This window comes from Vibrio sp. 1978, assembly GCF_033344345.1.
Map to the genome: position 1 here is coordinate 107,223 of NZ_JAWPOP010000002.1, position 13,685 is coordinate 120,907.

Below are 13,685 nucleotides of genomic sequence, written 5' to 3' on the forward strand. Positions count from 1 at the left end.
CTTTGGTGAAAAGTTGCATATCGCATGCAGAGTTTTGCGAGTAGTACTATTTTTTTAGTGGATAAAAAGAAAGGGCCAATTGGCCCTTTTAAATGATGAGTTACTCACAACTCACTGAGTTAGTTGAAGTAATTGAGATTGTGTTGCTTTTATTATTTGAAGCGCATCGAAAGATCCATCGCTTTTAGATGCTTAGTCAACGCGCCTACCGAAATGTAATCGACACCGGTTTCTGCGTATTCTGCGATGGTCTCTAGCGTAATGTTGCCGGAGTTCTCTAAAGCGGCACGACCTGCGTTAATCGCTACGGCTTCACGCATCATTTCTTTTGTGAAGTTATCGAGCATGATGATGTCGGCACCAGCCTCTATCGCTTGTTTCAACTCTTCTAAGCTTTCCGTTTCGACTTCTACCGGTTTGCCTGGGTTAAGCTCTTTCGCTTTTTGGATGGCTTGAGTGATGCCACCACAAGCAATAATGTGGTTTTCTTTAATGAGGTAAGCGTCGAACACGCCGATGCGATGGTTAAAGCCACCACCACACGTCACGGCGTATTTTAGTGCGCTACGCAGACCTGGAATGGTTTTACGTGTATCTAGTAGACGACACTCAGTATGCGCGATTTTTTCAGCGTACTCTGCGGTAACTGTTGCGCAGCCAGACAACGTTTGGATGAAGTTCATTGCGTTACGCTCACCAGTCAACAAGTCACGAGCAGGGCCTGTAAGCGTGCAAAGGGTTTGGTTGGGTTCGACTTTATCGCCGTCCTTTACGTGCCATTCAATGCTGACCTTGCCACCGAGCTGTTTAAAAACTTCATCAGCCCATGCTTGACCACAGAACACACCATGCTCACGAGTAATAATCGTTGCGGTATTAACCGCATCGGCAGGGATCAAAGATGCAGTAATGTCATTATCTGCGTCGACACTGCCACCTAGATCTTCTTTTAAGGTATCAGCGACAGAGCGAGTGATCTCTAAAGGGAGTTGTTGTTTAAGGTATTCTAGGCGTTCTTGAATGTTGTGTGTGTTCTTCATCGCAAATCTTGTCTTGAAAGGGAGATGGCAACGAATGATACTCTCCGGTGTCAATAATTTCAGCAGTTAATTTGCAAAGTAGAGAGGTTGATATGCGCCCAATTATCGAGAATGGCTGGCTGACACAAGCAAAGCATGTTCCGTCACCATTTTTTGATGCCCGCTCTGATATAAACGACATCTCTCTGCTGGTGGTACACAATATCAGTTTGCCTCCTGGGCAGTTTGGTGGACCATATATAGAGGACTTCTTCACTGGCAAGCTAGACCCAAATGAACATCCATTTTTTGAAGTCATTCACAAAATGGGCGTTTCTGCACATTGCTTGATTAAAAGAAACGGCGAGGTTGTTCAATTTGTTTCTTTTCTTGATAGAGCATGGCATGCCGGTCAATCCAGTTTCGCAGGCAGGGAGCGTTGTAATGACTATTCCATTGGTATCGAGCTTGAAGGGACAGAATTTACTGCCTACACAGAAGCGCAATATCAATCACTTGCAGAGATCACTGAGGTGATTATGCAGTCTTATCCTCAAATCACCCCGCCACGAATTACCGGTCATCAATATATTGCGCCCTTGAGAAAAAGCGATCCTGGTCTAAGCTTTGATTGGGTGAAATATAGACTGCTTATACAGCGTTGATTTGTAGCGAAAGTGTAAATTCAAAAAAGCGAAATAAATAAGGCATACGATCAGGTATGCCTTTTTTTGATACCAGAAATATTAATGATTGTTAAAAGTTAACTACATTTTTACGCTCGCACATGCCGTTTTGGTGAATAAATAGACTGATAATTTTGTCATTTTCTGTATTTCTTTTCCAAAACTGCTAGCACGTCGACTTCCCATTTGTATGCTTTATGTAATTGGTCATACCAATTCTATTGCTGTTTTAACAGTCGATTGTTATCAGAGTGTTGGAAGTAAGCTCGTTCTATGATTTAGGTCAATTTTCGGCTGGACAGTGGCGTTTTAATTATGTTAATTTCTGCACCAACTTAAAATTGGTATTACCAATTACCTGCAAGAGTAGAAGAACAATAAATTATGGCTTATCAAAGGATTCGTCAGCCAAAACTCTCTGATGTTATAGAACAAGAGTTAGAAAGGTTGATAGTGGAAGGAACATTGTCTCCGGGGCAACAACTGCCTCCAGAGCGTGAACTAGCAAAACAGTTCGATGTGTCTCGTCCTTCAGTCCGAGAAGCCATTCAACGCTTGGAAGCGAAGCGTTTGTTGACTCGTCGCCAAGGTGGCGGAACATTCGTAAGTGAGAATATCTGGAAGAGCTTTTCAGATCCCTTGTTGAATTTGTTGTCTAGTCATTCTGAAACCCAGCTTGATGTGCTTGAGTCTCGTCATGCGATGGAAGGAATTTCAGCCTACTTTGCAGCTTTACGTGGTACCGAAGAAGATTTTGCGCGTATTCAAGGTTGCCTTGAGCGCATTAGTCAAGAGCAAGCAAACAACGATATCGAAGCTGAATCTGCGGAAGTAATGCAATTTTTGATCGCTTTGACAGAGGCCGCGCACAACGTGGTTTTGTTGCACATTGTTCGAAGCTTAGCACCTTTGCTTGAGCAAAATATTCTACAAAATTTTAAATTACTACGTCGCCGCCCAGAAGCGGTCGAGAAAGTCAGTAAACACCGAGCCAATATCGTGGATGCGATTGTTTCTGGTCAGCCTGAAAAGGCGCGAGAAATGTCCCACTCGCACTTGGCTTACATCGAAGAAACATTGTTGGATTTGACTCGAGAAGAGTCTCGACGAGAGCGTTCTCTGCGTCGAATTCAGCAGGGTAATGACTCGTAAGAGCGTTACTTAAATAAGTAGATCCAACCAACAGAAGGATAGATCGCCATGTCTGATATGAAGCATGACGTAGATGCACTGGAAACTCAAGAATGGCTACAAGCGCTTGAGTCAGTTGTACGTGAAGAAGGTCTAGAGCGTGCTCAATTCCTATTAGAGCAAGTTCTAGATAAAGCACGTCTAGACGGTGTTGATATGCCAACAGGTATCACAACTAACTACATCAACACGATTCCTGCAGACCAAGAACCAGCATACCCAGGTGACACAACACTTGAGCGTCGTATTCGCTCAATTATTCGTTGGAACGCTATCATGATCGTTCTACGTGCATCTAAGAAAGACCTAGAGCTAGGCGGCCACATGGCGTCTTTCCAGTCTTCTGCTGCGTTCTACGAGACATGTTTCAACCACTTCTTCCGTGCACCAAACGAGAAGGATGGTGGCGACCTAGTTTACTACCAAGGTCACATTTCACCAGGTATCTACTCACGTGCATTCGTTGAAGGTCGTCTAACTGAAGAGCAGCTAGACAACTTCCGTCAAGAAGTAGACGGCAAAGGTATTCCTTCATACCCGCACCCTAAACTGATGCCTGAATTCTGGCAGTTCCCGACAGTATCGATGGGCCTAGGTCCAATCGCTTCTATCTACCAAGCTCGTTTCCTTAAGTACCTAGAAGGCCGTGGTCTTAAAGATACTTCAGAACAGCGCGTTTACGCGTTCCTAGGTGACGGTGAGATGGATGAGCCAGAATCACGTGGTGCTATCTCTTTCGCTGCGCGTGAGAAACTAGACAACCTATGCTTCCTAATCAACTGTAACCTACAGCGTCTAGATGGCCCTGTAATGGGTAACGGTAAGATCATTCAAGAACTTGAAGGTCTGTTCAAAGGTGCTGGTTGGAACGTAGTGAAGGTAATCTGGGGTAACAACTGGGATTCACTACTAGCTAAAGATACGACTGGTAAGCTTCTACAGCTTATGAATGAAACGATCGACGGCGACTACCAAACATTCAAATCAAAAGATGGCGCGTACGTACGTGAGCACTTCTTTGGTAAGTACCCAGAGACAGCTGCACTTGTTGCTGACATGACTGATGACGAAATCTTCGCACTTAAGCGTGGTGGTCACGAGTCTTCTAAGCTATACGCGGCATACAAAAACGCGGCAGAAACTAAAGGTCGTCCAACAGTAATCCTAGCTAAGACTGTTAAAGGTTACGGCATGGGTGAAGCGGCTGAAGGTAAGAACATCGCGCACCAAGTTAAGAAGATGGATATGACTCACGTACTACACCTACGTGATCGTCTAGGCCTTCAAGACATCCTAACTGACGAAGCAGTGAAAGAACTTCCGTACCTGAAACTTGAAGAAGGTTCAAAAGAGTACGAATACCTACACGCTCGTCGTAAAGCGCTACACGGCTACACGCCACAGCGTCTACCAAAATTCACTCAAGAATTCATCGTTCCTGAGCTAGAAGAATTCAAGCCACTACTAGAAGAACAGAAGCGTGATATCTCTTCTACTATGGCATTCGTACGTGCGCTAAACGTTCTACTTAAGAACAAGAACATTGGTAAGAACATCGTTCCTATCATTGCTGACGAAGCACGTACATTCGGTATGGAAGGTCTGTTCCGTCAAATCGGTATCTACAACCCGCACGGCCAAACTTACACACCAGAAGACCGTGGCGTTGTTTCTTACTACAAAGAAGCGACTTCAGGTCAGGTTCTACAAGAAGGTATCAACGAGCTAGGTGCTATGTCTTCATGGGTTGCTGCTGCGACTTCATACTCGACAAACGACCTACCAATGATCCCGTTCTACATCTACTACTCAATGTTCGGCTTCCAACGTGTTGGCGACATGGCGTGGATGGCTGGTGACCAACAAGCACGTGGTTTCCTACTAGGTGCAACTGCGGGTCGTACAACGTTGAACGGTGAAGGTCTACAGCACGAAGACGGCCACTCGCACATTTTGGCGGGTACGGTTCCTAACTGTATTTCTTACGACCCAACATTCGCGTACGAAGTAGCAGTAATCATGCAAGACGGTATCCGTCGCATGTACGGTCCAGAACAAGAAAACGTGTTCTACTACCTAACGCTAATGAACGAAAACTACGCAATGCCAGCAATGCCAGAAGGCGCTGAAGAAGGCATCCGTAAAGGTATCTACAAGCTAGAAACTTACACGGGCGACAAAGCGAAAGTTCAGCTAATGAGCTCTGGTACTATCATGAATGAAGTACGTAAAGCAGCTCAAATCCTAAGCGAAGATTACGGTGTTGCTTCTGATGTTTACTCTGTAACGTCATTCAACGAACTAACTCGCGATGGCCAAGATGCAGAGCGTTTCAACATGCTTCACCCAGAAGCGGAAGCGAAAGTACCTTACATCCAAACAGTAATGGGTACTGAACCTGCTATCGCAGCAACTGACTACATGAAGAACTACGCAGAGCAGGTTCGTGCATACATTCCTGCTGAGTCTTTCAAAGTTCTTGGTACTGATGGCTTCGGTCGTTCAGACAGCCGTGAAAACCTACGTCGTCACTTCGAAGTGAACGCAGGTTACGTAGTAGTAGCAGCGCTAACTGAACTAGCGAAACGTGGCGAAGTTGAGAAATCTGTAGTTGCAGAAGCAATTAAGAAATTCGACATCGACACAGAGAAAACAAACCCGCTATACGCTTAATTAAGAAGGTAGATAAGAAATGGCAATCGAAATTAATGTACCAGACATCGGTGCGGATGAGGTTGAAGTTACTGAGATTCTTGTAAGCGTTGGCGACAAGGTTGAAGAAGAGCAGTCTCTGATCACAGTTGAAGGCGATAAAGCTTCTATGGAAGTTCCTGCTTCTCAAGCGGGTATCGTTAAAGAAATCAAAGTTGCAGAAGGCGACAAGGTTTCTACTGGTTCTCTAATCATGATTTTCGAAGCCGAGGGTGCAGCTGACGCTGCACCTGCTCCTGCGGCAGAAGCAGCTCCAGCAGCAGCTCCAGCTCCAGCAGCAGCGGCAGAACTAAAAGAAGTTCACGTACCAGACATCGGTGGTGATGAAGTAGAAGTTACTGAAATCATGGTTGCCGTTGGCGACAGCATCGAAGAAGAGCAATCTCTTCTAACTGTTGAAGGCGACAAAGCTTCTATGGAAGTTCCAGCGCCATTCGCAGGTACTCTAAAAGAGATCAAAGTTGCAGCAGGCGATAAAGTATCGACTGGCTCACTTATCATGGTGTTCGAAACAGCAGGTTCAGGCGCTCCAGCAGCACCAGCGGCTGCTGAAGCTCCTGCGGCAGCAGCTCCAGCAGCGTCTGCGGCAAAAGAAGTGAACGTTCCAGATATCGGCGGCGACGAAGTTGAAGTTACTGAGATCATGGTTGCTGTTGGCGACACAGTGGAAGAAGAGCAATCTCTAATCACTGTTGAAGGTGACAAAGCTTCTATGGAAGTTCCTGCACCATTCGCTGGCACAGTTAAAGAAATCAAGATTGCAGCTGGCGACAAAGTGTCTACTGGCTCACTAATCATGGTATTCGAAGTGGCGGGTGCAGCACCTGCTCCTGCAGCAGCTCCAGCTCAAGCGGCAGCACCTGCAGCTCCGGCTCCTAAAGCAGAAGCTCCAGCGGCAGCAGCTCCAGCAGCGACTGGCGATTTCAAAGAAAACGATGAGTACGCTCACGCGTCTCCAGTTGTTCGTCGTCTAGCGCGTGAATTTGGCGTTAATCTTTCTAAGGTTAAAGGTTCTGGTCGTAAGAGCCGTATCCTAAAAGAAGACGTTCAAGCTTACGTGAAAGATGCACTTAAGCGTCTTGAGTCTGGCGCAGGTGCAGCAGCATCTGGCAAAGGCGACGGCGCGGCTCTTGGTCTACTACCATGGCCAAAAGTGGACTTCAGCAAGTTTGGTGAGACAGAAGTTCAACCGCTATCTCGCATTAAGAAGATCTCTGGCGCAAACCTACACCGTAACTGGGTAATGATCCCGCACGTTACACAGTGGGATAACGCAGACATCACTGCTCTTGAAGCATTCCGTAAAGAGCAAAACGCGATTGAAGCGAAGAAAGACACTGGCATGAAGATCACACCACTTGTGTTCATCATGAAAGCGGTAGCTAAAGCGCTTGAAGCGTTCCCAGCGTTCAACTCTTCTCTATCAGAAGACGGTGAGAGCCTAATTCTGAAGAAATACGTGAATGTTGGTATCGCGGTAGATACACCAAACGGTCTAGTTGTCCCTGTATTTAAAGACGTGAACAAGAAAGGCATCTACGAGCTATCTGAAGAGCTAATGGTGGTTTCTAAGAAAGCACGTGCTGGTAAGCTAACTGCGGCTGACATGCAAGGTGGCTGTTTCACTATCTCTAGCCTAGGCGGTATCGGCGGTACAGCGTTTACTCCAATCGTAAACGCACCAGAAGTTGGTATCCTAGGTGTGTCTAAGTCAGAAATGAAACCGGTATGGAACGGTAAAGAGTTCGAACCGCGTCTACAACTTCCACTGTCTCTATCATACGACCACCGTGTGATCGATGGTGCTGAAGGTGCGCGCTTCATCACTTACCTAAACTCATGTCTATCTGACATTCGTCGTCTAGTTCTGTAATAGAAATTAGATGAATGAGAGGCGGCAACTTAGCCGCCTCTGCTAATCATAATTACCGACAATTTGGTTATCAGCCTTGCTTCGTTCAGGGTTTTCACAATCGAATTGTTGTCTAGCTCACAGGCTAAATTGATTTACTTTTCACACCATTAACATCTCTGTAAACTGTTAGCGGTCTGAAAATAACTGTTTAAAACAAATCTCTCTTAAACATAAAAAATCGATACCCACTCAGCCTGTTAGGGATAATGACTACAAGAGGTCAAAATGAGCAAAGAAATTAAAGCCCAAGTTGTTGTACTTGGTTCTGGTCCTGCTGGTTACTCCGCTGCATTCCGTTGTGCGGACTTAGGTCTTGAAACTGTACTAGTTGAACGTTACAGCACGCTTGGCGGTGTATGTCTGAACGTGGGTTGTATCCCATCTAAAGCACTGCTTCACGTTTCTAAAGTAATTGAAGAAGCGAAAGCGATGGCTGACCACGGCGTTGTGTTCGGTGAGCCTCAAACAGACATCAGCAAAATCCGCATCTGGAAAGAAAAAGTTGTTAACCAACTAACTGGCGGCCTAAGCGGTATGGCTAAGATGCGTAACGTAACAGTAGTTAACGGTTACGGTAAGTTCACTGGCCCTAACTCTATCCTTGTAGAAGGCGAAGGTGAGCCAACAGTTGTTAACTTTGACAACGCAATCGTTGCGGCTGGTTCTCGTCCAATCAAACTGCCATTTATCCCGCATGAAGACCCACGTATTTGGGACTCTACTGACGCTCTAGAACTAAAAGAAGTGCCAGAAAAACTGCTTATCATGGGCGGTGGTATCATCGGTCTAGAAATGGGTACGGTTTACCACTCTCTAGGTTCTAAAGTTGAAGTTGTTGAAATGTTTGACCAGGTAATTCCTGCAGCAGACAAAGATATCGTGAAAGTATTTACTAAGCGTATTAAAGACAAGTTCAAGCTAATGCTAGAAACGAAAGTAACAGCAGTTGAAGCAAAAGAAGACGGTATCTACGTTTCAATGGAAGGCAAGAAAGCGCCAGCTGAAGCTGAGCGTTACGATGCGGTTCTAGTTGCTATCGGTCGTGTACCAAATGGTAAGCTAATCGACGGTGAAAAAGCGGGTCTAGAAATTGACGAGCGCGGCTTCATCAACGTTGATAAGCAAATGCGTACTAACGTTCCTCACATCTTCGCGATCGGTGATATCGTTGGTCAACCAATGCTTGCTCACAAAGGTGTGCATGAAGGTCACGTAGCTGCTGAAGTTATCTCTGGTAAGAAGCACTACTTCGACCCTAAAGTTATCCCTTCAATTGCGTACACTGAGCCAGAAGTGGCTTGGGTTGGTAAGACTGAAAAAGAAGCGAAAGAAGAAGGCATCAAGTACGAAGTAGCAACATTCCCATGGGCAGCATCAGGTCGTGCAATCGCATCTGACTGTGCAGACGGTATGACTAAGCTAATCTTCGACAAAGAAACTCACCGCGTAATCGGTGGTGCTATCGTTGGTACTAACGGTGGTGAACTACTTGGTGAAATCGGCCTTGCAATTGAGATGGGCTGTGATGCAGAAGATATCGCTCTGACTATCCACGCTCACCCAACTCTACACGAGTCTGTAGGTCTAGCTGCTGAAGTATTTGAAGGTTCAATCACTGACCTGCCAAACAAAAAAGCAGTTAAGAAGAAGTAAGCTTTTTCTGACTGAATGATAGAAGCCGCTGCATTGCAGCGGTTTTTTTATGCTTGTTATATAGAAATATAAATGTGTGCTTAGCTGACAGCAGACAATAAAAAGCCCACCAAACGGTGGGCTGACATATATTACGAGCTAAGCTTTAGTGTTCACGGTTGTAAATGCAAAGCATATCTAAGTATGAATTCACTAGATGTTTCAGCTCCGCTTCACCTTTAGCGCGGTTCGCTTGGACAAACAGTGAGTAACAAATACCGTGGAACAGGTTTGCCAAGTGTTCTGAATCGTGCTGGTCACACACTTCGCCACGTTCAATTGCTTTAATGAACATGTTTTGTACCAGCAACTGGTTAGTACGGTTAGTTGAAACAAACAATGGCCATACTTCGTCACGTGTTGAAGCACTCCACTCGAACCATACTTTTAGCCAGTGACAATCTTGGCTGACAAGCTCGATCATCGCATTAGTAATATTGGCGATGTTTTCACGTGCATGTAAGTCTAGGTCTATGTTATCCGATAGGAAGTTTGAGAACTGACGTACGACGTGATTGAGAACTTCATCCACCAAGTCTTCGCGTGTAGGGAAGTAGTTAAAAACAGTCGCTACAGAAACTTGAGCAATTTCTGCGATATCTGCGTGACCACCACGACCGATGCCGCGGCGCGCAAATACTTCCAATGCGATTTCCATTAACTGTTGCTTACGCTTAATTGGAGAAAGCCTAGTTCTAGGTCTCTTTGCAATTGAGTCCATATCCATTTTCCTTGCCATTTGAGTTGATATTGGGGGTAACCCCCTAATTGATTATTTTAATAGTTGCTTAAAGCAGTGATGAGTGTAATGGTGCATATGCACAAGGTCAACATCTGTAGAACAATTTATATACAGTAATGTCATTATTATTGATAAATTTAGCTATGAACTTTATAAAACTAAGACCTTCTTCCAAGATTTTTTGGCAACAGGATGCGACTTTCAACCCAATGAACGTGGTGATACACTACACGCCGTAAGATTAGGTGATCGTTTGCGTGCGACTTACCTCAACCCACAAATTTAGATTGAGCACAGTATGAAACATACAATAGAAGTCATGATTTCTGAGCAAGAAGTTCAGGAGCGAGTTCGTGAATTAGGCAAACAAATTACAGAGCGTTATCAAGGTAGTGAAGATCTTGTGTTGGTAGGCTTATTGCGTGGCTCATTTGTATTTATGGCAGACTTGGCACGTGCTATCGAACTGACTCACCAAGTTGATTTTATGACTGCGTCAAGCTACGGCAATACGATGGAAAGCTCACGTGACGTTCGTATCTTGAAAGATTTGGATGATGACATCAAAGGTAAAGACATTCTGCTTGTTGAAGACATCATTGACACTGGTAACACACTAAATAAAATCCGTGAGATTCTTTCGCTACGTGAGCCGAAGTCTATCGCTATTTGTACGCTCCTAGATAAGCCATCTCGTCGTGAAGTGAATGTTCCTGTGGATTGGATTGGTTTCGAAATTCCAGATGAATTTGTCGTTGGGGTGGGTATTGATTACGCGCAGAAATACCGCCACTTACCATACATCGGTAAAGTTGTACCTCAAGAATAATCATTGAGAGCAGCATTAAAAATATAAAAAAACGCCCATCTAAGATGGGCGTTTTTTGTTCAACTTTTAGATATGACTTAGCGACAAAGCAGCTTGTTATCTGTATTTAGAATCGTCGAAAGAGCTTTCTGGTAAGACGCTTCTACGGTTTCCTTAGAGTTAGAACGAATGCCTAAGTACTCTAAGCGACCATCTTCAATTCCGTATACCACACCATGAATTTCAACATCTTGTCCACGCTCCCAAGCGTTTTGCAGGATGGTTGAGTTACCCAAGTTGTACACTTGCTCTGCAACATTAAGCTCGCCTAGTTTATCCGCTCGATCTTGTTGCGGCATTTGATCTAGGTAAGTGCGGTGTTTGAAATAGATATCTCTGATATGTAACAGCCAATTATTAATAAGACCTAGCTTAGGGTTATCAATGGCTGCATTTACGCCACCACATCCATAGTGTCCACAGACAATGATGTGTTTAACCTTAAGAACGTCTACGGCGTACTGGACGACGGATAGACAGTTGAGATCAGTATGGATAACTTGGTTTGCAACATTCCGATGAACAAAGAGTTCACCTGAGTATAGTCCGGTTAGTCGCTCGGCAGGGACGCGGCTATCAGAGCAGCCAATCCAAAGAAAATCAGGCTTTTGCCCCTCAGCGAGTTTTGCGAAGTATTCAGGTCGATCAGATTTGATCTCTTGAGACCATTTCGAATTGTTTTCAAATAACTGTTTTATTTCCGGCATTTTGCAAACTACTTCCCTTAAAAGACAAAATCGCTGCCGCTGTTTGTGTGCACATGCAAGCGATCAGTGTTGTAACTATACACAATGTTACAATTTCGATCTCGTTAAATATTCGTCAGATAGGACTCATCTGACTAGTTTTCATTAAGAAAAAAGTAAAATCTGGTGAAACTATTTGTGGTGTGAATTTAGCCTTAATCTATTTATGGTTTAAATTTTCGCCTAGCTCGTTAAAGTAGTGATATTTTACTTTTTAAAATTGAATGCAGGGAAAATCAGCAGTGTTCGGTAGTCGTTTTGAAGATATCAATTTCAAAGGGGATGTATTTGGCGGGGTAACCACGGCGATTATCTCTCTCCCTCTGGCGTTAGCGTTTGGTGTTGCATCCGGAGCCGGTGCTGAGGCCGGCCTTTGGGGGGCAATAATGGTCGGTTTGTTTGCCTCGTTATTTGGTGGTTCTAATACGTTAATATCAGAACCGACAGGGCCAATGACGGTAATCATGACCGCAGTATTAACCAGTATGATGGCGAAATACCCAGAAACGGGCATGGCTATGACTTTCACGGTTGTCATGATGGCTGGAGCGTTCCAAATCCTATTGGGGACGTTAAAACTGGGTAAATACGTTACCTTGATGCCTTACAGCGTTATTTCTGGGTTTATGTCTGGCATAGGTGTGATTCTTATCATTCTGCAGTTATCGCCTTTGATGGGGCATGCTGCGCCTTCAGGGGGAGTACTCGGAACGTTATCTGCTTTGCCGGAGACCATTTCTAACCTTAAGTTCAGTGAGTTGTTTTTGGGACTACTGACTTTGGGGATTCTTTTTTTCTTCCCTAAGCAATATCGTAAATACGTTCCTGCACAGCTCGTGGCATTGGTCGCGGTGACTTTATTGTCTGTGATTCTCTTTGATACAGAAGATATTCGTCGTATCGGTGAAATTCCTGCTGGGTTACCTTCTCTCGTCGCCCCTTATATTGACACAGATATGTTTGTCGAGATGGTCATTGATGCATTAGTGCTCGGCACGTTAGGTTGTATTGATACTTTGTTAACGGCGGTTATCGGTGACTCATTAACTCGTAAAGAACACGACTCAGATAAAGAGCTGCGAGGTCAAGGGTTAGCTAACATGATCTCTGGCTTGTTTGGTGCGCTGCCGGGGGCGGGAGCTACCATGGGGACGGTAACGAATATCCAAGTTGGGGCTCGTTCGCCATTATCTGGTGTGATTCGCGCACTAATGTTGGCGTTGGTTGTACTGGTTGCTGGTGGGCTAACAGAGCCAATCCCGATGGCTGTGTTAGCAGGCATTGCGGTGTATGTTGGCTTTAACATCCTAGACTGGAGCTTTATTCAGAGGGCACATAAGGTAAGCTTTTCCGGAATGGCGGTGATGTATGGCGTTATGTTGCTTACAGTATTCGTTGATCTTATCGTTGCGGTGGGTTTAGGCGTCTTTATCTCGAACATTATCATCATCGAGCGTTTGAGCCGAGAGCAGGCGCGACAAGTAAAAGCGATCAGCGACGCGGATGAAGATGATGTGCCGCTGACTGACAGCGAGCGTGGTTTGTTGGATCGTGCTAATGGTAAAGTGCTGTTCTTTTATCTTTCCGGTCCGATGATCTTTAGTGTTTCTAAAGCCATTTCACGTCAGCACTCTAGTATTTCGGACTATGACGTGATGATTCTCGATCTTACGGATGTACCAATGATTGATGTAACCGTCGGTTTGGCGTTAGAGAATGCGATTAAGGATGCTCTCGATGCCAATTGTGCCGTGTATTTATTATGCCCGAATGAGCGAACACGAGAACAGCTAGAGAAATTCCATGTGATTGACCTTGTCCCGGATGAAAATATGTACCAATTCCGTTACGAAGCATTGAATGCGGCGGTGGCACATGTTGAGGCAGACCAGTATCAGCGCATAACGGCGTAATCATTCTGACAGTTAAAAACGCAACAGTTTCCTGTTGCGTTTTTTTATGCTCTATTTTGTCTTACTTAGAGATAACCTTTACGAGGTAAGGGTTATATTTCCAATATTATCGAAAGGTTTATTTGTAATCATCGTTATTCAACGATAAACTGATGGACCTCCAGTACGATACCCAAGGCGATTTTGTAGTAAACCGCTGCT

Annotated in this window: 10 protein-coding genes; 7 read left to right on the plus strand and 3 right to left on the minus strand. The window is 44.8% G+C overall.

Annotated elements, in window-relative coordinates; genetic code table 11:
- Positions 1–152: 152 nt before the first annotated feature.
- Positions 153–1,040, minus strand: a complete 888-nt coding sequence (gene nadC, locus R8N49_RS02510) for a carboxylating nicotinate-nucleotide diphosphorylase (RefSeq protein WP_005379983.1) — start codon at positions 1,038–1,040, stop codon at positions 153–155.
- 92 nt (positions 1,041–1,132) lie between these two features.
- Here nadC and ampD point away from each other — a divergent pair, with 92 nt between their 5' ends.
- From ampD to lpdA, 5 genes are all read left to right on the plus strand, one after another.
- Complete coding sequence (gene ampD, locus R8N49_RS02515) at positions 1,133–1,684, plus strand: 1,6-anhydro-N-acetylmuramyl-L-alanine amidase AmpD (RefSeq protein ID WP_042521337.1); 552 nt, start codon at positions 1,133–1,135, stop codon at positions 1,682–1,684.
- Positions 1,685–2,089: 405 nt separating this feature from the next.
- Entirely contained in the window at positions 2,090–2,857 is a 768-nt protein-coding gene (gene pdhR, locus R8N49_RS02520) for a pyruvate dehydrogenase complex transcriptional repressor PdhR (RefSeq protein ID WP_005379989.1), read from the plus strand.
- Positions 2,858–2,905: 48 nt separating this feature from the next.
- The gene (gene aceE, locus R8N49_RS02525; protein WP_005386612.1) at positions 2,906–5,569 is read left to right on the plus strand and encodes a pyruvate dehydrogenase (acetyl-transferring), homodimeric type; all 2,664 of its coding nucleotides are present in this window, start codon (positions 2,906–2,908) and stop codon (positions 5,567–5,569) included.
- A 19-nt stretch (positions 5,570–5,588) separates the two neighbouring features.
- Positions 5,589–7,481: a pyruvate dehydrogenase complex dihydrolipoyllysine-residue acetyltransferase gene (gene aceF / locus R8N49_RS02530; protein ID WP_132936923.1), complete on the plus strand. Its 1,893-nt coding sequence runs from the start codon at positions 5,589–5,591 to the stop codon at positions 7,479–7,481.
- A gap of 267 nt (positions 7,482–7,748) precedes the next feature.
- The gene (gene lpdA, locus R8N49_RS02535) at positions 7,749–9,176 is read left to right on the plus strand and encodes a dihydrolipoyl dehydrogenase (RefSeq protein ID WP_005379993.1); all 1,428 of its coding nucleotides are present in this window, start codon (positions 7,749–7,751) and stop codon (positions 9,174–9,176) included.
- A gap of 145 nt (positions 9,177–9,321) precedes the next feature.
- Here the strand turns inward: lpdA and opaR are convergent, their stop codons facing one another.
- Positions 9,322–9,936, minus strand: coding sequence for a transcriptional regulator OpaR (gene opaR / locus R8N49_RS02540; protein WP_005379994.1), 615 nt, complete (start codon positions 9,934–9,936; stop codon positions 9,322–9,324).
- A 319-nt stretch (positions 9,937–10,255) separates the two neighbouring features.
- On the opposite strand from opaR, the gene hpt reads away from it, so the two are divergent.
- Positions 10,256–10,786 (plus strand): hypoxanthine phosphoribosyltransferase, encoded by a 531-nt coding sequence (hpt, locus tag R8N49_RS02545; protein ID WP_005379995.1) that lies wholly within the window; start codon positions 10,256–10,258, stop codon positions 10,784–10,786.
- Positions 10,787–10,863: 77 nt separating this feature from the next.
- Here the strand turns inward: hpt and can are convergent, their stop codons facing one another.
- Positions 10,864–11,532: a carbonate dehydratase gene (gene can, locus R8N49_RS02550; RefSeq protein WP_005379996.1), complete on the minus strand. Its 669-nt coding sequence runs from the start codon at positions 11,530–11,532 to the stop codon at positions 10,864–10,866.
- Positions 11,533–11,813: 281 nt separating this feature from the next.
- Here can and R8N49_RS02555 point away from each other — a divergent pair, with 281 nt between their 5' ends.
- On the plus strand, positions 11,814–13,484 hold the full coding sequence (locus tag R8N49_RS02555; RefSeq protein ID WP_005379997.1) for a SulP family inorganic anion transporter: 1,671 nt from the start codon (positions 11,814–11,816) through the stop codon (positions 13,482–13,484).
- Positions 13,485–13,685: the final 201 nt, after the last annotated feature.